We start from the raw sequence: 20,980 nt of genomic DNA, 5'->3' as shown, positions 1-20,980 counted from the left end.
TGTCGGACTTTTTTGGAGCTGTTTATGTATATTTCGTTGTTACTTTAGCTGTAGTTGTAAGTTGCTCCCATAGGGCATCGTGGAATAACATTGCAAGCTCCTCCCAATGTTTGTGTTGTTGCTTTTCGAAAAAAAGTTCTTTTTTCAAATTATCAACTTCCTGTTGCAACTTCATTGTTTCTTGTAATAAAGACGTATCTTCGGCAAAATTCACACTATCACCTTCCCCCAAAAGTTATATGTAATTACCCTCCACAAGATTATAGCATTTAAAGTGAAATTTGTGGAAAATTTTCATCGACTTTTAGCGACATAAAAATACAAAATAATATATATGGTCATAAAAACTATTCAAAACATTGTAAATAAATAGTTAATATTATATAATTGAAAGGATAAAATTCTGATGGAGGAATTACAAATGGGAAAATATTTTGGAACAGATGGATTTAGAGGGGAAGCAAATGTGAACCTCACAGCAATGCATGCATTTAAAGTAGGAAGATTTATTGGATGGTACTATGGAAGATTTCATAAATGTTCTGTAGCCATTGGAAAAGATACAAGAAGAAGCAGTTACATGTTTGAAGATGCTTTATCAGCAGGTTTAACATCAACAGGAGCCGACGTATACCTTTTACACGTAACAACAACACCTAGTGTTTCATACGTTGTTAAGACAGAAAACTTCGACTGTGGAATTATGATTTCTGCAAGTCACAATCCTTTCTATGATAACGGAATCAAACTTATTAATGGTAAGGGCGAAAAAATGGAACAGGAAGTTATTGATGAGGTAGAAAAATATCTTGATGATGATTTCGATTCTATACCATATGCAACAGGTGATAAGATTGGTAGAACAGTTGATTACTTTGCGGGAAGAAACAGATATATGGGTTATTTAATGACTCTTGCAAAACATTCATACAGAAACATAAAGGTTGGACTTGACTGTTCTAACGGTAGTGCATCATCAATTGCCAAAGGTGTTTTTGATGCATTAGGCGCAGAAACTCATGTAATTAACAATGAGCCAAATGGAACAAACATTAATATGGATTGTGGTTCAACACATATTGAAGTTTTACAGAAATATGTAAAGGAAAATCATTTAGACGTAGGTTTTGCATATGATGGTGATGCAGACAGATGTTTGTGCGTAGATGAGAATGGTAATTTAGTTGACGGTGACTTGATTTTATATGTTGCCGGAGTTTATTTAAAACAAAACGGAGAACTTGATAATAACACAGTTGTTACAACAATTATGTCTAACATTGGTTTATATAAGGCATTTGATGCAGTGGGAATTAATTATGAAAAGACAGATGTTGGTGACAAGTATGTATATGAATGTATGAGAAATAATGACTACAGACTTGGCGGAGAACAGTCAGGCCACATTATTTTTAGTAAACATGCTACAACAGGTGATGGTATTTTAACTTCAATTAAGTTAATGGAAGTTATGATTTCATCTAAGAAGAAAATGTCAGAACTTACAAGTCCTGTTTCAATTTATCCACAGTGCTTAAAGAATATTAAGGTTATCAGCAAACCTGAAGCAAGAGCAGATGAGGATGTACAGGCAGAAGTAAACAAGGTTGCAGAGGAACTTGGTAACGATGGAAGAATTCTTTTAAGAGAAAGCGGTACAGAACCTGTTATCAGAGTAATGGTTGAAGCAAAATCAGACTTACTTGCAGAGAAGTATGTAGACCAGGTTATTGATGTGATTAAGAAAAAAGGTCATGCGGTATAAATGAATAAGAAAAGAACACTATGGGCAGTAAGAATTATTCTTATTGCTCTTATAGTTTGCTGGATGATGACTATATTTGATTTTTCAGCTGCAAATGGTCAACAGTCCCAGTCTTATAGCGATGGGATTACAATTAAGATAATAAGACTTATAAAAAAAGACTGCAATATGTTATCTAAGGACAGGCAGCAGGAGTATTTTAATCAGGTTAGTTTTTTTGTGAGAAAGACAGGTCATTTTGGTGAATATGGAATATTATCACTTTTATGGTCAGGTTTTTTACTTTCATTTGAATCAATAAGAAAAATAAAAAAGAAAATATTTATATTAATACCAACAGCAATTTCATTGGTATATGCGGCTACTGATGAGTTTCATCAGGGATTTGTTGATGGAAGAAGTCCTGGAGTAAGGGATGTATTTATTGACACTTTAGGAGGATTTACAGCTGCAGTTTTTATAACGGTAATTACATGGCTGGTATTTAGGAGGAAAGATGAACGCTTGGGAAAAAAATGTTAGAAAGGTAACACCGTACACACCGGGAGAACAGCCAAAGGTTGATGACGTAATTAAGTTGAACACAAATGAGTGTCCTTATCCACCATCATCTAAAGTTGTGGAAGCATTGGAAAACATGAACAAGGATAAATTAAGATTATATCCTGATCCTGATGCTACAGAGTTAGTAGATGCAATTGCAGAATACTACAATGTAAACAGCAATCAGGTTTTCGTTGGAGTAGGTTCAGATGATGTAATAGGAATGGCTTTCCTTACATTTTTTAATTCTAATAAACCCATATTATTCCCGGATATTACATATTCTTTTTATGATGTGTGGGCTGATTTGTTTAAGATTAAATATGAAACAAAGAAGTTGGATGATAACTTTAATATAAAAGTTGAGGATTATTTCGAACCAAATGGTGGAGTGATTTTCCCAAATCCAAATGCACCAACATCAATTGAAATCTCTTTAGATTCCATAGAAGAAATAATAAAAAATAATCAGGATGTTGTTGTAATTGTTGATGAAGCTTATGCTGATTTTGGCAAAGTTACAGCCCTTGATTTAGTAAACAAATATAATAATCTTCTTGTAGTTAGAACATATTCAAAATCAAGAGCAATGGCAGGAATGAGAATAGGCTATGCAATTGGAAATGAAGCTTTAATAAGTGCAATGAAAGCTGTTAAATTCTCTTACAATTCATATACAATGAACATGCCAAGCATTGTTGCCGGTGTGGCTGCAATTAAGGATGATGAATATTTTAAGGAAATTGTAGGCAAGATTATAAAAACAAGAGAAAACGCTAAGGAAAAATTAGCAGATTTAGGCTTTGAATTTGCTGACTCTCAGGCAAATTTCATATTTGCAAAACATAAAAATGTTAGTGCAAATATAATTTTTGAAAAACTAAAAGAAAAGAAAATATATGTGAGATATTTTAATAAACCACGTATAGATAATTATCTTAGAATAACTATTGGAACTGATGACGAGATGGACAGGCTTTTTAAGGCGTTAGAAGAAATAGTTAAATAAAAAGTATATTCAGGAGAAGTTATGGGAGTTATTGATATCTTATTTATTGGAATAGGACTTTCCATGGATGCCTTTGCAGTGTCTATATGTAAAGGACTTAAAATGAAAGTTGTAGACCTAAAACAGTGCCTGATGATCGCTTGGTTTTTTGGAATATTTCAGGCTATTATGCCCACCATTGGTTATGTGTTAAGTTCAAAGTTTGTTGAATACATTAATGCGTATAGTCATTGGGTAGCATTTGTACTTTTAACAATTATCGGTGCAAACATGATAAGAGAATCAGTGGGAAATGAAGAAGAGGAAACTGATGGAAAACAGGTTGTAGGAATTAAGGAACTTTTTGGACTGGCTATTGCAACAAGCATTGATGCGTTGGCAGTTGGAATAACATTTGGTACAATGGGAAGTCAACTTCACTTATCTATTTGGCTGTCAGTTACATTAATAGGAATTACAACTTTTATTATTTCAATAATAGGAGTTTTTATTGGAAATATATTTGGTTCCAAATACAAAACCAAAGCTGAAATAGTAGGTGGTATAATTTTGATTCTTATAGGAATTAAGGTTGTATTAGAATATTATTTATAAAACACAATTAAGGAGGAAATATGCCATACACAGAAGCAAGTAAAAGAGCAACTCTTAAATACATGAAGAAGTTAAAGAGAATACCTCTTGATATGCAAATACCCCAGTATAGTCGACTTAAGGCATATTGCGACCATAAAGGTAAGCCGGTAAATACTGTAATTAAGGAAATTATTTTTGAAAAAATAGATTCTGAAATGGGTGAAGACTGGAAAAAATAATTAAATAACATAAATTAAGAATGTCTGAATACCGGGTGTGTTCAGACATTTTTACATAACAAAAAAGTAACAAAATATTAAATTTATGAATAATGATTTATAAAAAATAAGTTGTATATTAATAAATAGTTCAAGAAATGGACTATAATAAGTATGGAATGCCACTGAACAAAACGGGAAGGCATTTCATAATTATATAAGGAGGTAGGTTGTATGAACATAAGTAAGTTTACACAAAAATCAATTGAGGCCATACAGAATACTGAAAAGATAGCAAATCAGTATGGTAACCAGGAAATTGATCAGGAACATTTAATATATGCGTTAGTGAATTTAGAAGATAGTTTAATTCTTAAACTTATTGAAAAAATGGAAATTCAGCCTGAACACTTTAAAAATAGAATTGAGCAGGCAATTGAAAAACGTACGAAAGTTCAGGGCGGAAACATGTACATGAGTCAGGCTTTAAATGATGTATTGATTAATGCAGAAGATGAAGCAAAAAGAATGGGTGATGAATATGTTTCAGTTGAACATTTATTCTTAATGCTTATTAAGAAACCAAACAAAGAAGTTAAGGAAATTTTTAGAGAATATGGAATTACAAGAGAGAGATTCTTAGGTGTTTTGGAACAGGTAAGAGGTAATGTAAGAGTTACATCTGATAATCCTGAAGGTACATACGATGCTTTATCAAAGTATGGTGAGGATTTGGTTGAAAAAGCAAGAAACCAGAAACTGGATCCTGTAATTGGACGTGATTCTGAAATAAGAAATGTAATCAGAATTCTTTCAAGAAAAACAAAGAATAATCCTGTACTTATTGGTGAACCCGGTGTTGGTAAAACAGCAGCAGTTGAAGGCTTGGCGCAGCGAATTGTTAAAGGCGATGTGCCTGACGGCTTAAAGGACAAAAAGATTTTTGCCCTTGATTTGGGAGCCTTGGTTGCAGGTGCAAAGTACAGAGGTGAATTTGAGGAAAGATTAAAGGCTGTCCTTGAAGATGTTAAAAATAGTGAAGGTGAAATCATTTTATTTATTGATGAGCTTCACACAATAGTAGGTGCTGGAAAAACTGATGGTGCAATGGACGCAGGCAATATGTTAAAACCTATGCTTGCAAGAGGTGAATTGCATTGCATCGGCGCAACAACTTTAGATGAATATCGTCAGTATATTGAAAAGGATAAAGCTTTGGAAAGACGTTTCCAACCTGTTATGGTTAATGAACCAACAGTTGAAGACACAATTTCAATTCTTCGTGGATTAAAAGAAAGATATGAAGTTTTCCATGGTGTAAAAATTACTGATGGTGCCTTAGTTAGTGCAGCAACTTTATCTGACAGATACATTACGGACAGATTTTTACCTGATAAGGCAATTGACTTAGTAGATGAGGCGTGTGCCCTTATTAAAACTGAAATGGATTCAATGCCAACAGAGGTTGATGAATTAAGACGTAAAGTAATGCAGTTAGAAATTGAGGAAGCTGCCCTTAAGAAGGAAACAGATAATCTAAGCAAAGAAAGATTAGAAGAACTTCAAAAAGAACTTGCAGAGTTAAGAGATGATTTTAACAATAAAAAGGCAAAATGGGAAAATGAAAAGAATTCTGTAAACAGATTGCAGGAGTTAAGAGAAAAAGTTGAATCAGTTAAAAAAGAGATTGAGATGGCTCAAAACGAATACAATTTGGATAAGGCAGCTCAGTTACAGTATGGTACTTTACCTGAACTTCAGAAACAGTTAGAAGAAGAGGAAGCAAATGTTAAAAATAAAGATTTGTCACTTGTAAGGGAAAGTGTAACTGATGAAGAAATTTCAAGAATTATTTCCCGTTGGACAGGTATCCCTGTTGCAAAATTAACAGAGACAGAACGAAACAAAACATTACATCTTGATGAACAACTTCACAAGAGAGTTATAGGTCAGGACGAGGCTGTAACAAAAATTACAGAGGCAATTATACGTTCTAAGGCAGGAATTAAAGACCCAACAAAACCAATTGGTTCATTTTTATTCCTTGGACCTACAGGTGTTGGTAAAACAGAGCTTGCGAAAGCATTGGCTGAAAACATGTTTGATGATGAAAGTAATATTGTCAGAATCGATATGAGTGAATATATGGAGAAGTACAGTGTGTCAAGATTAATAGGAGCGCCTCCGGGATATGTTGGCTATGATGAAGGTGGTCAGTTAACAGAGGCAGTTAGAAGAAAACCATATTCAGTTGTGTTGTTTGATGAGGTTGAAAAAGCACATCCTGATGTATTTAATGTACTTTTACAGGTTTTAGATGATGGTCGTATTACAGACTCACAGGGTAGAACTGTAGATTTTAAGAATACAATTTTAATAATGACTTCTAACATTGGTTCACCATATTTGCTTGATGGCATTGACGACCAGGGTAATATTAAAGAAGAAAATCAGGAACTTGTAATGAATGACTTAAGAGGTCATTTCAGACCTGAATTCTTAAACAGACTAGATGAAATAGTAATGTTTAAGCCACTTACAAGAGAAAATATTGGTGGAATTGTTGATTTAATTATTAATAATTTAAATGAACGTTTAGCTGATAAAGAATTAAAGATTAGCCTGACACCGGCAGCTAAAAAGTACGTTGCTGATAACGGCTATGATCCGGTATATGGCGCAAGACCTTTAAAGAGATATTTGCAGAAAAATGTTGAAACATTGGCAGCAAAAGTAATCCTTGAAGGAAAGGTAAGCCTTGGAGATACAATTGTATTTGACGTGGAAGGTGATAAATTAGTAGTTAAATAAAATAATTGAGAATCAGATTAAAGAGAAACATTCTTATTGCTGAAAATGCAATGGGAATGTTTCTTTTTGTTTAATTGGAGATTGTTTTGAAACTAATAAAGAAAATTTAAGTATATATGAAAATAAGCCGATAAAATGACATATATTTAGATTCTATAATATGGAATTTTGAGAATTTGCAATAATTAAAAATATGTATTGACAGATTAAATATAAATGAGTATCATAAACATATGAACAATCATTCATATGTTTACGAAAGAAAGGAAGATATATGAAAAAAGAAGACAAATTAGATGTAGAAGTGAAAGAAGAAATAGACCACTGTTGTAATAAGAAACATGCAGAAGATATAGAACATTTAGATCATAATATGCCTGACGAAGGAACTTTATGTGACTTGGCGGAATTTTTCAAGGTGTTTGCAGATTCAACAAGAATTAAAATCCTATACGCATTATCTAACAAGGAATTATGTGTGTGTGATTTGTGGCAGGGATTGGGACTTACTCAATCTGCTGTATCTCATCAGCTAAGAATTTTAAAGCAGATGAGATTGGTTAAGTACAGAAAAGAAGGAAAGACTATATATTACTCATTAGATGACGATCATATCCAATCGATTTTAAATGGTGGATTAGAGCATGTAATGGAATAGTTATTCTTTTAATAAAATGCCGCTGACCAAAGGGAGGGCAATACATATTTTTTAGGAGAAAACAAAATGAACGAAGTTTATTTTTAGAATGTTTTCGACGAAATGCCGATAATCAAAGGAAAGGAACAATACATATAATAGTAGGAGGAAAAGAGATGAGATTGCAGGAGAATATAAAAAACAGAAAAATGATGCATCATGACGATACTGCAGGACATGGACATAATCATGAACATGATGGCTGCTGTTGCGGACATGAACATGATCATGAGCATCATCACGACCACGATGATTGCTGTGGACATGACCATGAGCACGACCATCACCATGACCACGATGGCTGTTGTTGCGGACATGAATATGGACACAGTCATGGACATGGATGTGATTGCTGTGAAGATGGTGTAGAAATTGAAAAGAATAAAACAATAGCGGGAGTTGCAGTATTCCTTGTGGCTTTTGTGGTTTTCCATATACCGGGACTATTTAAGTCATTTAGTGATACAACAATGGAAAACATAGAATTAGTAGCATTTTTACTTATTTACTTAGTTACAGCAAAGGACATTGTTTTAAATGCCATTAAAAACTTATTTAAGGGCAAGGCATTAGATGAACAGTTCCTTATGTCAGTTGCAAGTTTAGGTGCATTTATTGTAGGCGAATATCCTGAAGCCTGTGCCGTTATGTTGTTCTACATGGTTGGGGAATTGTTTCAGGATTATGCAGTAGATAAGTCAAGAGATTCTATTACAGAATTAATGGATATCAGACCTGATTATGCAAACATATTAAAGAAAGATGGAACTATTGAAAAGGTTGATCCTAACAAGGTAAAAGTAGGAGATACAATTATTGTAAAACCTGGTGAAAAAGTTCCACTTGATGGTGTAATTATTGAAGGTCAGGGAACGCTTGATACATCAAGTCTTACAGGAGAAAGCCTTCCAAGAGAAGTAGGCACGAAGGAAGCTGTTATTAGTGGTTCAATAAGTGTAAGCGGTGTTCTTACAATTAAAGTTACAAAAGCATTTGGAGAATCAACGGTTTCAAAGATTCTTGAATTAGTAGAAAATGCAAGTAGCAAAAAGGCAAAAACAGAAAGATTTATTACAAGATTCGCAAAAGTTTACACACCAATAGTTGTTGGCCTAGCGATTGCATTGGCAATTGCGCCACCACTTATAATGGCAACAACAGGTTCAAGCATTACTGATTTCTACGGTGTATGGAGCCCATGGATTTATAGAGCACTTACATTCTTAGTAGTTTCATGCCCTTGTGCGTTGGTTATTTCAGTTCCACTTAGTTTCTTCGCAGGAATTGGAGCCGCTTCAACAAAAGGTGTTTTAGTTAAGGGAAGCAACTATTTAGAGTTAATCTCAAAATGTGACACTGTAGTATTTGATAAGACAGGTACATTAACAAAGGGTGTTTTCAAAGTAAGTAAGATTAATGCTAATGTAGACGAAAAGAAATTCCTTGAAATGGCAGTTGTTGCTGAAATGTATTCTAATCATCCAATTGCAAAATCATTAAAGGATGAATTAATTAACAAAGACAAGAGCGTATTTGATGGCATTCAGGCAAGACAGAAAGACATTAAGATTGAAGAAATTCATGGTAGAGGAATTAAGGCAGAATTAGATGGTAGTGAAATTTTAGCCGGCAATGGCAAATTATTGGATATGTTCAAGATTCCTTACGAAAAAACCGGGGAAATAGGAACTATTGTTTATGTTGCTGTTGATAACCAGTATTTAGGATATGCCGTAATAGAAGATACAGTAAAAGAAACATCATTAGAAACAATTAGGCAGTTAAAGTCATTAGGTGTAAAAAACACTGTTATGCTTACAGGTGACAGAAAAGAAATTGCTGAAAAAATAGCAAAGGAATTAAATCTCGACAGTGTTTATTCAGAATTACTTCCTGAAGATAAGGTAAGACATGTTGAGGAACTTCTTAAAACAAGTGGAGTTTTAGCGTTTGTTGGTGATGGTGTAAATGATGCTCCTGTACTTGCAAGAGCTGATATCGGTATTGCCATGGGCGCAATGGGAAGTGATGCGGCAATTGAAGCAGCAGACATTGTTTTGATGGACGATAATCCTAAAAATATTGGCAAAGCAATTAAGATTGGCCGTAAGACAATGGGCATTGCTAAACAGAACATTATATTTGCTTTAGCTGTTAAAGTTTTAGTATTAATACTTGCAGCAGTTGGTATTGCATCAATGTGGGCAGCTGTTTTCGCAGATGTTGGTGTATGCGTAGTTGCTATTTTAAATGCAATGAGAGCAGGAAAAATAAAATAGAAAAACATATTCTGTAAGAAATGTTCATAAGATAAATAATAATATGTACAGAAGGTTTCTTATGAAAAAAATATATGTATTAGTAATTTTTGCATTAGTTGTGCTAAATGTTTTTCTTTGGGGCGTTTTGGTCATTAATAATCTAAATGAAAAAAACAACAGGCTTAATGAAACTACAACTTATAAAAAACAACCAAAAGTTAAAAACAATGGTATCAAAAAAACAGATTCAAAAATATCGAAACCAAAAGTAGCAATTACTTTTGATGATGGACCAAGCACAGTTTATACAAAAATACTTTTAGATGGTTTAAAAGAACGTGGCGTTAAAGCTACGTTCTTTTTGACAGGTCAGGAAATACAATACAGCAAAGCAGTTGTTAAAAGAATGGCAAAAGAAGGGCATATAATTGGTAATCACACCTATTCCCATATTGATTTGAAAAAGGTAAACTATGCTCAGGGAAAAGATGAAATAGAAAAAACAAATGATATTATTAAGGATTTAACAGGAAAAAAGCCGGAATATATAAGACCACCTTACGGCGACTGGGACGAAAGACTAATGAATGAAACAGATATGTCAATTGTGTTATGGAGTGTGGATCCTGAAGACTGGAAAGACCAAAATGCCAATATAGTTGCCAACAGAGTGATTAAAAACACCTCCGATGGTGACGTGATTTTGCTACATGATATTTTTAAAACTTCAGTGGATGCAGCGTTTATTATAATTGATGATCTACGGGAAAAAGGCTATGAATTTGTTACAATAGATAAAATAGACAGTGTAAAAGTAATAAAAAATAGGAACATTAACAAATAAAATATTGTTAAAAACATACGCGGATGTTATACTGTCATAGATGTAAAAAAATAAGAAAAGAGGATAGTATGATTAAGTATTTAACAATTTTTTTAATATCAATGGTACCTATTGTTGAGTTGAGAGGGGCACTACCATACGCAGCAGTATTCGGTTTGCCAATGGTTCCATCTTACATAATCTGTGTAATAGGGAACATGCTTCCGGTACCATTTATTTTCTTTTTTGCAAGAAAGGTATTAATATGGGGTACTGATAAGAAGTTTATAGGAAAGTTTTTCACATGGTGTCTTGATAAAGGAGAACGTGGTGGAGAGAAATTAAAGTCAAAAGCAGGAAAAGGTTTATATGTAGCATTACTTCTTTTTGTAGGAATTCCACTTCCGGGAACAGGCGCCTGGACAGGAACATTAGCCGCAAGCTTTTTAGACATGGACTTTAAGAAAAGTGTTATTGCATGCATGGGAGGCGTATTACTTGCAGGTGTAATAATGGGAACATTAAGTGCATTGGGAGTAACAGCTTTTTCAGTAGCATTTTAACGTAAGAATAGAGATTACAACAATGTTTGAAGTTTTCAAACGTGGAAATTGGAGTAAATAATGAGCAAAAAACAAATGAATTATGATTATATGTATAAGGGCAAAAAGAACGGTTCCCCAATGAGAACAGGTTATGAAAAATATACACCTGGAATTGTTGGGAAAATCGCTCTTGGAATTACAGTTCCTTCAGCATTAATTGCCTTAATATCTGTTTTAATAGCAGCTTTTGGAATGATACAGGCAATAGTAGTTACATTCTTTACTTTTATTATTGCTTTCGTAGGAAGTGTTGTTATTGCCATAGATATTGTCAGATTTAACAGACAGCAGAAGAAAGCAACAGACAAAAGGGAAGGTCCAAAGGAAATGGATATTATGAGAATAGTTCATTTGCTTATTGGTGTTGCCGCAGGTGTTATTATAGGTTATTTAATCTGGGGTGTTAAACATTAATTATATGGAGGAAATATAATGAGTCAGTTACCAAAGGATCCTGTAATGCTGCTTAGCGTAGTTAATACAAATCTTAGAGATTTTTATTCAAGTCTTGATGAATTTTGTAACGCAAAAGATGCAGATAAGGATGAAATAGTTAATGCATTATCAGCAATAGGATATGAGTATAATCAGGAAAGTAATCAGTTTAAATAAAGATTACATAAAAAGTGGGTATTTATTACGAATGACTGTAATAAATACCCACTTTTTTATATCTTATAATATTAAGAAAAATTAGCTTTTTCTACGTTTGCTTAATGGAACATATTTTGTTGGTTCAGCAACGTTCTTATATGCAGGACGAATAATTTTACCGGCATTAATGATTTCTTCAATTCTATGAGCACTCCAACCTGACATTCTGGCCGCTGCAAAAAGAGGTGTATATAACTCGTCAGGAAGACCTAACATTGAATATACAAAACCACTGTAGAAGTCTACATTGGCACTTACAACTTTTTTACGTTTATGTGCTTTTGAAATTACATCAGGTGCAAGACGTTCAACATTCTTGTATAACGCTAATTCATCAGTACGACCTTTTTCAACAGCAAGCTTTTCTGTAAACTGTTTAAGAAGAATTGCTCTAGGATCAGATATGGCGTAAACTGCATGTCCAATACCGTAAATAAGACCTGACTTATCGTACAGTCTCTTATCAAGTATACCACGAAGATATTTCTTGATTTCTTCATCGTCATTCCAATCATTAACAGCTTCCTTCATGTTGTCAAACATACGCTTAACCTTTACGTTAGCACCACCATGTCTAGGACCTTTTAAAGAACCAAGAGAAGCAGCAATGGCTGAATATGTATCAGTACCTGATGAAGATACAACGTGAGTAGTGAAAGTAGAGTTGTTACCACCACCATGCTCAGCGTGTAATACTAAAGCTAAATCTAATATTTTGGCTTCCAGTTTTGTGTATGTACTGTTTGGTCTAAGCAGTCTTAAAATATTTTCAGCTGTCGAAAGATTTGGATCCGGATTAATAATATGCAAGTCATCACCATAATGATAATGTCTCATTGCGTGATAACTGTAAACAGATATTAATGGAACTCTTGAAATAAGACTGATACACTGTCTTACAACATTTGGTATGGATGTGTCATCGGGATTGTCATCCCATGAATAAAGAGATAAAACACATCTTGCCAATTGGTTCATCATATCTGAACTTGGTGCTTTCATTATAATATCTCTAACAAAAGTAGCAGGCAATGTTCTGTATTCTGCAATTACTTTATTAAAATTTTCTAATCTGCGGGCTGTTGGTAATTCGCCAAATAAAAGAAGATATGTAACTTCTTCAAATCCAAAACGGTCTTCTTTAATAAAACCATTAACAATATCATTTATATCAATTCCACGATAAAACAATCTACCTTCACAAGGAACAGATTTACCATCGACAATATCAAATGAGTGAACATCACCGATTTCTGTTAGCCCTGTAAGAACACCCTGACCACCTTTTTCACGAAGACCACTTTTTACGTTGTATTTGTCATATAAAGCAGGGTCAATACATGAATTAGTTATGCATCGGTCAGCATATTTGTTTATTTGTGGCATTAATTTTTCTTCGTCTACATGTTTACGAATATTTGGCATAAAATGTGCCTCCTCTCTGTAACAATAAAATATGTAATTATGTAAAAATTAATAAAAGTAATTAATCTGCTAAATAAAATTAAATGGCAGGTTAATTAAATAAATAAACTGTAATGAGATTTGTACTTTCACAGTTTAACACTTTAATTAAGTATTTTACCATAAAATAGAATTTTTCTCAATGAGTGTTAAAAATATAGATTATTTCTTCATATTCTTATTTTTATGTGGTAGAATATGTAGGAATATGGAGTTATATACCCTAATATAAATGATTATGCAGAATCAAGAGACGAAATCTTTTGAGAATGTAATTATTTTAATTAAAAAAATTAGAACAAAAGAGGCAAAAAATGGATATTTTTGACTATGCAAGAAATATAAATAGTGAAAAGGAATCGCCTTTGGCAAGTAGACTTAGACCAACAACTTTAGAGGAAGTAGTTGGTCAGGAACATATAATAGGCAAAGGCAAATTATTATATAGAGCAATTAAAGCCGACAAAATAAGTTCGGTTATTTTTTATGGTCCTCCGGGAACGGGAAAAACTACATTGGCGAAAGTAATTGCCAATACTACAAGTGCAGAGTTTACGCAACTTAATGCAACAGTAGCAGGTAAAAAAGACATGGAAGAAGTTGTTGAAAAAGCCAAAAACAACATGGCTATGAGTGGTAAGAAAACAATTCTTTTTGTAGATGAGATTCACAGATTTAATAAGGGACAGCAGGATTATTTGTTACCTTTTGTAGAAGATGGAACGGTAATCTTAATAGGTGCAACAACTGAAAATCCATATTTTGAAGTAAACACAGCTTTAATATCAAGATCAATTATTTTTGAACTACAACCACTTACGGCAGAAAATATTAAAACCCTGATATACAGAGCTGTTAATGATGCAGAAAAAGGTATGGGTGTATATAATGCGGTTATTGATGAGGAGGCGGTAGACTTCTTAGCAGAACTTTCAAACGGTGATGCAAGAACTGCCCTTAATGCAGTAGAACTGGGAGTTTTAACAACGGATCCAGGTGAAGACGGAAAGATTCACATAACCCTACAGGTGGCAGAACAGTGTATTCAAAAAAGAGCCCTTAGATATGACAAAGGTGGAGATAATCATTACGATACTATTTCTGCATTTATAAAAAGTATGCGAGGTTCTGATCCTGACGCAGCAGTGTATTATTTGGCAAAAATGCTTTATGCAGGAGAAAGTGTTGATTTTATAGCAAGAAGAATTATGATTTGTGCTGCCGAAGATGTAGGACTTGCGAATCCACAGGCATTAGTTGTAGCAACATCTGCGGCTGATGCAGTTCACAGAGTGGGTATGCCTGAAGCGCAGATTATTTTATCAGAAGCTGTTATTTACGTGGCAACTTCTCCAAAAAGCAATGGGGCATGCAATGCAATTTTTAGTGCCATGTCTACTGTTAAGAATACAACAACAGAGAAGGTACCAACTCATTTAATGGATGCTCATTACAAAGGGTCGGCTAAACTTGGACATGGAATAGGTTATAAATATGCTCACGATTATCCAAATCATTATGTGGACCAGCAGTATTTACCTGATGGTCTTGTAGGAACGAAGTTTTATGAGCCCGGTGATTTAGGATACGAGCAGGAAGTAAAAGAGTATTTTAAGTTAATAGGAAAATAATTTTTGAGGTAATTTAATTGAAAGTATTAATGGAAAGACTTGCATCAGGTAATGTTTCATACGAAATTGCTGATGCTTTAATATCTGAAAATAAAATAACTGTTGAACTGGATGCTGATGAAACTATTGAAGGTGACATTGCAATTGTTGGAAAAAACTCAATGGACATAAAAGGGATTGCGTATTCTTCAGACAGCCATTTTGTGTTTAGATACAATCAGTTTAACGGTATAAAAAATAGATTACATTATATTATAAATGGGAAAAATCTTGTACCAAACAAAGTGTGTATAGGAAAAATAAACATAATAACAACAGCAGGTGAATTTGAGATACCTTTTGAAATAAAAGTAAAAGAAAGGGAAATTGTTACAGAAATAGGAGTGCTAAAAACACTTGAGGACTTTGTGGAATACGTTAGAACTAATTATGACGAAGCCTTGATTTTGTTTATTTCAAAGGATTTTTCTGAATATTTCTTAAAGGGTGATAATCATGGTATAGCTCTCTATAAGCAGTTAATGAGAAACGCAAATAGAGATGTTGCCTTAGAAGAATTCATGGTTGCAATGGGCTTAAAAGAACCTGTAAAAATATCATTAAAAAGTGAAACAAAAGAATATGAGAATTTAACAGACAATTATGGTGACACATTAATTATTACAAGAAACACATGGGGCTATGCCGAAATTGATGTGGAATTAGAGGGAGAGTTTTTCTATAACTGTAAGGAAAGAATTACAAGTGAACAGTTTAACGGAAAGACAATGGAATATTCTTACTATTTAAACACTGCAAAGCTTCATTGTGGCATGAATGAAGGAAAGATTATTTTTAAAACAGCAGGTGGAAAAGAAGAATACAAGGTTGTTGTAAAGAATCCAAAAAATGACAACAGTGATTATATAAAGCTAAGAACAACAGACGGTTTCTTAATAAAGAATTATTTGAAATTTAGAACAGGTAACATAACAGGCAGAAAGTGGATTGATGATGCGGCAGATATTGCTGAACAGAGATTAACTGTAGATAACAGTGATATTACAGGTAATCTGTTAAAGGCGCAGGTGGCTATTCTTAATAACAACAAAGAACTTGCCAAGTTAGCATTAGATAAGTCAGCTAAATATATTCAAGACAGCAATCCTAAAAATGTAATTGCCTACTGTTATTATTTATATCTGGCAGCTTTGTACAAGAACGAATATGACTTTACAAATGAAGCTAAGAAAAAAATAGAACAGTATTATGAGGGTGGTCACGATAACTGGCAGATACTTTGGATTTTATTTAATATGGACAGCAGATATGACGAAAATCCAAGTCTTAAATACACATTAATTAAAAGAATGTTTAATAAAGGCTGTACAAGTCCTGTTATGTATTATGAAGCTGCTAAAATCATTAATAAGCAGCCTGAACTTCTTCGTGTAATGAACAGATTTGAAATTCAGGTTTTAAACTTTGCAGGAAAATATTCAATGGTAAAAGTAGAGCTTGCAAAGCAGGCAGCTGACCTTATGAATAGCGAGAGAAGTTTTAAGCCGTTATATATTGATATTTTAAGCAGAATTTATAAAGAAACTAAGGACAATGAAGTTTTAACTTCAATATGCAGTGAAATAATTAACAGCGGAAAAATCAGTAATGAATATTTTAAGTGGTTAAGAGAAGGTGTAAGAAAAGAATTAAAAATTACTAACCTTTATGAATACTACATATATTCAATAGACACTAACAGTTATGAACCACTGGAGAAAACAGCCTACAAATATTTTTCTTATGGTACAGATACATTGGTTTATAACAAGGATTATTTTTATGCCAATATGCTTGAAAACTTAGGAAAAAATGATGAACTATATCCTAAGTACAAAGCCGGCTTGGAGAAATATGTAACAGAACAGTTGCTTAAAGGAAACAACAATATACATTTAAAGAAAATATATTCCTATATATTAGATGATGAATTTTTAGATGGTAACTTAGATGAATATATGCCTGGAATTATGAACACTTATAGAATGAAGGTTAATAATCAGGATATAACAAATGTCATTGTTTCCCACAAAGAAGTGGAAAGTATACAGAGCATGCCATTAACAGATGGTGAAGCGTATATTACATTGTATACAAAAGAGCCGGTAATTGTTTTCATTAATCATAGTGGAAAAGTATTAGCAGATGTAGATTATACCATGGAAAAAATGGAGGTTATGGCACCACTTACAAAGACAGGCAATAATCTAATGACAATGCTATGTCAGTTAGAAGATGTTATGGATTCTCCTGAAAAATATGTAGGGCAGGTTGTACAGCTTAAAGAAATAGAAGAATCTGACACATTAACAGTTGAGTTTAAAAATTACTTAAAAGAGTTTATTGTTGACTATTATTACAAGGAATTTGATAAAGGACAGTTTGATGACTATATACTTGAGTTTGACATGGAAGAGTTGTCAATGGCATCAAGAAACAAGTTACTTGAAATTCTAATTAAAAAAGAACTTTGGGAAAAGGTTATGCCATATTTAGATAAGTATGGTTATTTGTCAATTAACGAAGGTCTTTTAGAAAAAGTCTGCAGGCATTATGTTGCAGAACAACACTACAGTGAAAATGAATTATTAACAGAAATCTGTGGTTATGTATTTGAGAAAGGCTGTACGGATGAGGCTGTTCTTAAATACATGGCTAAATACTATAATTCAGGAACAGAGAATTTGTACAAACTTTATACTCAAATGAAAGCAATGAATATAACAGACAATGAATTTGTAGAAAAATTACTTGTATATGTTATTTTTGAAGGACAGGTTAATGACAGATTATATGAATTGTATAAAGAGTATATAAAAGGCGTAACAAGAACAGTAATAAGAAAAGCATTTTACAGTTATGTAACATACAATTATTTTGTTAAAAAAATCCAATGTCCGGATAGTGTTTGGGAGATTTTGGAACAGGAATATTTTAACGGGTTGGCAACACCTGTTATTGTTAAAATAGCTTTTGTGGAAAAAATGTCCTCAAAGACTAATATTACTGAAAGACAAATTAAAATTTGTGAAGGATTAATAAAGAGTCTTGTTAAGGATAAGATTATTTTTCAGTTTTATAAAAAGTTTAACAGATGGTTTAAAATACCATTTGACTTAATAGACAAAACAATAATTGATTATAGAACTAATCCAAAACACAGAGTTAATATTGTTTATACAATTAACAAAAACGGTGATGAACAGGTAGAAAATACTGAAGAAATGAATAGCATTTATCCGGGGATTTTTACAAAGAATATCATTATGTTCTATGGGGAAAAAATTACTTACAAGATTTTGGAATATTCTGATGAGTATCCTTATGGAAAAGAAGTTGCAACTGACTCAATATGTATTAGTGAGAAAAATACATACAATGATGAAAGTAGATTTGGAATGATTAACAGTATGATGATATGCCGAAAAATTGGAAGAGAAGACGCAGCAAGAGAAATGATGCAGTCTTATCAATTGTGTAAGGAAGCAGGTAGAGAAATCTTCAAATTACTATAAATTATTGTAGAAAACACAGAAATATATTTGAGACACAAAAACAAGGGAGGAATGAAAGTTGGCAAAAGAAATAATTTTAGGAATTGATTTTTCAAGAGATTATTCACAACTATCATATTTAGATGATACAGGAAAACCAAAGTCGGTTAGTATAGGAACAGAAAGTAACTATCTTATACCAACTGCGGTTTGTTTTAACAGTGAACTAAAAGAGTGGTCTGCAGGAGATGAGGCAATAAACAAAAGCCACAGTGAAAACAGCAGACTGATTAAGGAACTACCTTTATTATTTAATGAGGATACAGAAGAAGATGTAGGGAAAATAATGACGGTTTTCTTTGCATATTTATTGAAACTTGCAGTTAATCAATGTAATGGAAGACTTATAAAAAATATTTTAGTAACTGTTGAGGAAGTTAATCAAAATGTACTAAAAGGCATAAAAGAAGTTTTGACTGACCTAGGTTACCAGGAAGATGATATCAGAGTAATAAGTCATTCAGAAAGTTTTGTTTATTATACACTTAATCAGAATAAAGATATTTGGATTAACAAAGTTCTGTTTTTGGAGTTAAACGAATACGAATTTGCCTGCAGACGTTTAGAGGTTGTAAGAGGTCGTGAACCACATGTTGCCGATGTGAAAGTAGAAGATTTAAGCAATCTTTTTGACTTGGAAATGGCAAAAAAAGACATTCATTCATGTGATAGAATTTTGGCAGATTACATGGATGAGTTATTAAAGAAACATGTAGTTTCAGGAATTTATTTGTCAGGTGCTGGTTTTTATCTTGATGGCTGGCAGAAGACTCTTCAGACAATCTGCAGAAACAGAAGAGTATTCAAAGGTAATAATTTAATTGTAAAAGGTGCGGCATACGGAGCAAAAGAATGTTTCCTGCCACCTACTCTTGATAAATATCTTATTTCATGTAAAGGAAGAACAAGAGTAAAGATAACAATGGCTGTAGAATACAAAGGTAAGGACAGTAACATAACCTTATCAAACATTGGAGATTACTGGTATGATGCAACATCGAAAATGGAATGCATTATGGAAAAGCCAACAAAAGCAGTTTTTGAAATTCAGGATTTAATTAATCATTCTAACGATACATTCAAAATTGACTTAAGGGATTTTCCTGAAAGAGAGCCCAACACCACAAGAATAGAAGTTGATTTCAGATATGTGGAAGAAAACAAATTTGAAATAACAATAAAAGATTTAGGCTTCGGTGACTTTTTTGAAAGTTCAGGTATGACTGTCACAAGAGAAGTGACTTTACAGTAAATCATGGAAAGGCAAGGTACAAAACGTGAACTATATTAGATTATGTACAACTCATTGTGATAAACCTTTTTACATAAAAGAAGTAAATAAAAATATTTATTCAATTGAGGAATTAAGTTATTATCTGTACAATTATCTGTATTTAATTGATGACAAATTTTTCAGTGATGAGTTAATAGATTACATCGACAAGGATTTAAAGCAGCATAATATTGCAGCAGGCATCAAACAGATAATTGCTAATGAAGGTGAAATTGGTGAGAAGATTGCTTATGTTATAAAAAACTCAGAGTATTTTACAGATAAAATGGCTGAAAAGCTGGGTAATCATTTAGAGGCTCTTTGCTCAAAAACAGCAGCAGAAAGATGGAAGGCAAAAGCTGACATTCTAATGGATACTGAAAAATATAACATGGCAATAACTTATTATAACAACATATTAAGTAAGGCAATTAACAATGATTTGCCAGAGAGATTTTATGGTGATGTGTACAACAACTTAGGTGTTGCCTATGCAAGACTTTTTGAGTATGAACAGGCAGCAGCAGCTTTTAGAAGTGCTTACAGATTAAACAAAACCAACGAATCTTTAGAATCAATTATTATGTGTGATCTTATTACAGATAACGACAAAAGATTGAAAATAGACCAAAACAAATATTCAGTAACTGACACTGTTGTAAACAGACTTCGTTCCGAACTTATAAAAATGAAAGTAGAAATTCAGTCAGATTGGGATAAGGAAAAAGAAGAAGATTTTATAAGAAAATGTCAGAAAGAATATATTGTAGAAATTAATAGTTAAAATAAATATCCGGTAATTATAATTGCAGTATTGCTTGCAATAAGTCTTGCTTTATCAATAATTATCGAATTGATGAAAAAGTATTTGGGATATAATAAAATGACTGATAAAATCAGAGAAAAAGTTGACAAACATAAATAAAATTTATATTATATTTCTATATGTCAAATGCGATGATGAAAAGGAGTAGCAAATAACCTTTGACAGAGAGAAGGGAATGGTGGAAGCCCTTTAGAGAAGTGTTTGTGAAGGTAGTTTCTAAGCAGTTGTGGT

General features: G+C 32.8%; 18 protein-coding genes and 1 other annotated feature (1 of these 19 only partly in view). Of the genes, 16 read left to right on the top strand and 2 right to left on the bottom strand.

Translation table 11 applies throughout. From position 1 onward, the window contains the following. Positions 1–22: 22 nt before the first annotated feature. Entirely contained in the window at positions 23–214 is a 192-nt protein-coding gene (locus ACZM4J_RS01070; RefSeq protein ID WP_117998888.1) for a hypothetical protein, read from the bottom strand. Between the two features lie 207 nt (positions 215–421). Here ACZM4J_RS01070 and glmM point away from each other — a divergent pair, with 207 nt between their 5' ends. The 12 genes from glmM to ACZM4J_RS01010 all read left to right on the top strand — a co-directional run bounded on the left by glmM (position 422) and on the right by ACZM4J_RS01010 (position 11,920). After that, positions 422–1,765 (top strand): phosphoglucosamine mutase, encoded by a 1,344-nt coding sequence (gene glmM / locus ACZM4J_RS01065; protein WP_022165823.1) that lies wholly within the window; start codon positions 422–424, stop codon positions 1,763–1,765. Next, positions 1,766–2,287, top strand: a complete 522-nt coding sequence (locus ACZM4J_RS01060; protein ID WP_022165824.1) for a VanZ family protein — start codon at positions 1,766–1,768, stop codon at positions 2,285–2,287. Next, the gene (gene hisC / locus ACZM4J_RS01055; RefSeq protein ID WP_022165825.1) at positions 2,262–3,317 is read left to right on the top strand and encodes a histidinol-phosphate transaminase; all 1,056 of its coding nucleotides are present in this window, start codon (positions 2,262–2,264) and stop codon (positions 3,315–3,317) included. The genes ACZM4J_RS01060 and hisC overlap by 26 nt, the downstream gene beginning before the upstream one ends. A gap of 21 nt (positions 3,318–3,338) precedes the next feature. Further along, positions 3,339–3,911: a manganese efflux pump MntP gene (locus ACZM4J_RS01050; RefSeq protein WP_022165826.1), complete on the top strand. Its 573-nt coding sequence runs from the start codon at positions 3,339–3,341 to the stop codon at positions 3,909–3,911. 20 nt (positions 3,912–3,931) lie between these two features. Next, positions 3,932–4,132, top strand: a complete 201-nt coding sequence (locus ACZM4J_RS01045; protein WP_303000924.1) for a hypothetical protein — start codon at positions 3,932–3,934, stop codon at positions 4,130–4,132. 213 nt (positions 4,133–4,345) lie between these two features. Further along, positions 4,346–6,922 (top strand): ATP-dependent chaperone ClpB, encoded by a 2,577-nt coding sequence (gene clpB / locus ACZM4J_RS01040; RefSeq protein ID WP_302689768.1) that lies wholly within the window; start codon positions 4,346–4,348, stop codon positions 6,920–6,922. A 274-nt stretch (positions 6,923–7,196) separates the two neighbouring features. After that, a complete protein-coding gene (locus tag ACZM4J_RS01035) occupies positions 7,197–7,580 on the top strand; it encodes an ArsR/SmtB family transcription factor (RefSeq protein WP_022165829.1) in 384 nt (127 codons plus the stop codon). 155 nt (positions 7,581–7,735) lie between these two features. Beyond that, complete coding sequence (locus ACZM4J_RS01030; protein WP_022165830.1) at positions 7,736–9,898, top strand: heavy metal translocating P-type ATPase; 2,163 nt, start codon at positions 7,736–7,738, stop codon at positions 9,896–9,898. Between the two features lie 61 nt (positions 9,899–9,959). Further along, positions 9,960–10,724 carry a polysaccharide deacetylase family protein gene (locus ACZM4J_RS01025; RefSeq protein ID WP_022165831.1) on the top strand — a complete coding sequence of 255 codons (765 nt, stop codon included), beginning with the start codon at positions 9,960–9,962 and terminating at the stop codon, positions 10,722–10,724. 68 nt (positions 10,725–10,792) lie between these two features. Next, positions 10,793–11,266, top strand: a complete 474-nt coding sequence (locus ACZM4J_RS01020) for a COG2426 family protein (protein WP_022165832.1) — start codon at positions 10,793–10,795, stop codon at positions 11,264–11,266. Between the two features lie 60 nt (positions 11,267–11,326). Further along, on the top strand, positions 11,327–11,722 hold the full coding sequence (locus tag ACZM4J_RS01015; protein WP_022165833.1) for a hypothetical protein: 396 nt from the start codon (positions 11,327–11,329) through the stop codon (positions 11,720–11,722). An 18-nt stretch (positions 11,723–11,740) separates the two neighbouring features. Next, positions 11,741–11,920 (top strand): DUF4250 domain-containing protein, encoded by a 180-nt coding sequence (locus ACZM4J_RS01010; RefSeq protein WP_022165834.1) that lies wholly within the window; start codon positions 11,741–11,743, stop codon positions 11,918–11,920. A gap of 81 nt (positions 11,921–12,001) precedes the next feature. On the opposite strand, the gene ACZM4J_RS01005 is transcribed toward ACZM4J_RS01010, so the two are convergent. After that, positions 12,002–13,387, bottom strand: coding sequence for a citrate/2-methylcitrate synthase (locus tag ACZM4J_RS01005; protein ID WP_117998900.1), 1,386 nt, complete (start codon positions 13,385–13,387; stop codon positions 12,002–12,004). A 353-nt stretch (positions 13,388–13,740) separates the two neighbouring features. On the opposite strand from ACZM4J_RS01005, the gene ACZM4J_RS01000 reads away from it, so the two are divergent. The 4 genes from ACZM4J_RS01000 to ACZM4J_RS00985 are packed head-to-tail and all read left to right on the top strand — an operon-like array spanning position 13,741 to position 20,707. Continuing rightward, complete coding sequence (locus ACZM4J_RS01000; protein ID WP_022165836.1) at positions 13,741–15,057, top strand: replication-associated recombination protein A; 1,317 nt, start codon at positions 13,741–13,743, stop codon at positions 15,055–15,057. A gap of 17 nt (positions 15,058–15,074) precedes the next feature. Beyond that, positions 15,075–18,611, top strand: a complete 3,537-nt coding sequence (locus tag ACZM4J_RS00995; protein WP_489485462.1) for a DUF5717 family protein — start codon at positions 15,075–15,077, stop codon at positions 18,609–18,611. Positions 18,612–18,669: 58 nt separating this feature from the next. Continuing rightward, positions 18,670–19,902, top strand: a complete 1,233-nt coding sequence (locus ACZM4J_RS00990) for a DUF5716 family protein (protein ID WP_022165837.1) — start codon at positions 18,670–18,672, stop codon at positions 19,900–19,902. 25 nt (positions 19,903–19,927) lie between these two features. Continuing rightward, positions 19,928–20,707, top strand: coding sequence for a tetratricopeptide repeat protein (locus ACZM4J_RS00985; RefSeq protein ID WP_117998904.1), 780 nt, complete (start codon positions 19,928–19,930; stop codon positions 20,705–20,707). Between the two features lie 164 nt (positions 20,708–20,871). Next, positions 20,872–20,980: a binding site (T-box leader), on the top strand (it continues 95 nt past the right edge of the window).

It is taken from the genome of Eubacterium sp. (assembly GCF_057858645.1).
This window is presented reverse-complemented; position numbering and strand designations above follow the sequence as displayed.

Bases quoted from the DNA above. Each gene is read 5' to 3' on its own strand.
- hisC (WP_022165825.1), top strand. From the start codon at position 2,262: ATGAACGCTTGGGAAAAAAATGTTAGAAAGGTAACACCGTACACACCG.
- ACZM4J_RS01025 (WP_022165831.1), top strand. From the start codon at position 9,960: ATGAAAAAAATATATGTATTAGTAATTTTTGCATTAGTTGTGCTAAAT.
- ACZM4J_RS01005 (WP_117998900.1), bottom strand. From the start codon at position 13,387: ATGCCAAATATTCGTAAACATGTAGACGAAGAAAAATTAATGCCACAA.
- ACZM4J_RS01000 (WP_022165836.1), top strand. From the start codon at position 13,741: ATGGATATTTTTGACTATGCAAGAAATATAAATAGTGAAAAGGAATCG.
- ACZM4J_RS01060 (WP_022165824.1), top strand. From the start codon at position 1,766: ATGAATAAGAAAAGAACACTATGGGCAGTAAGAATTATTCTTATTGCT.
- ACZM4J_RS01035 (WP_022165829.1), top strand. From the start codon at position 7,197: ATGAAAAAAGAAGACAAATTAGATGTAGAAGTGAAAGAAGAAATAGAC.
- clpB (WP_302689768.1), top strand. From the start codon at position 4,346: ATGAACATAAGTAAGTTTACACAAAAATCAATTGAGGCCATACAGAAT.
- glmM (WP_022165823.1), top strand. From the start codon at position 422: ATGGGAAAATATTTTGGAACAGATGGATTTAGAGGGGAAGCAAATGTG.
- ACZM4J_RS01050 (WP_022165826.1), top strand. From the start codon at position 3,339: ATGGGAGTTATTGATATCTTATTTATTGGAATAGGACTTTCCATGGAT.
- ACZM4J_RS01015 (WP_022165833.1), top strand. From the start codon at position 11,327: ATGAGCAAAAAACAAATGAATTATGATTATATGTATAAGGGCAAAAAG.
- ACZM4J_RS01030 (WP_022165830.1), top strand. From the start codon at position 7,736: ATGAGATTGCAGGAGAATATAAAAAACAGAAAAATGATGCATCATGAC.
- ACZM4J_RS01010 (WP_022165834.1), top strand. From the start codon at position 11,741: ATGAGTCAGTTACCAAAGGATCCTGTAATGCTGCTTAGCGTAGTTAAT.
- ACZM4J_RS01020 (WP_022165832.1), top strand. From the start codon at position 10,793: ATGATTAAGTATTTAACAATTTTTTTAATATCAATGGTACCTATTGTT.
- ACZM4J_RS01045 (WP_303000924.1), top strand. From the start codon at position 3,932: ATGCCATACACAGAAGCAAGTAAAAGAGCAACTCTTAAATACATGAAG.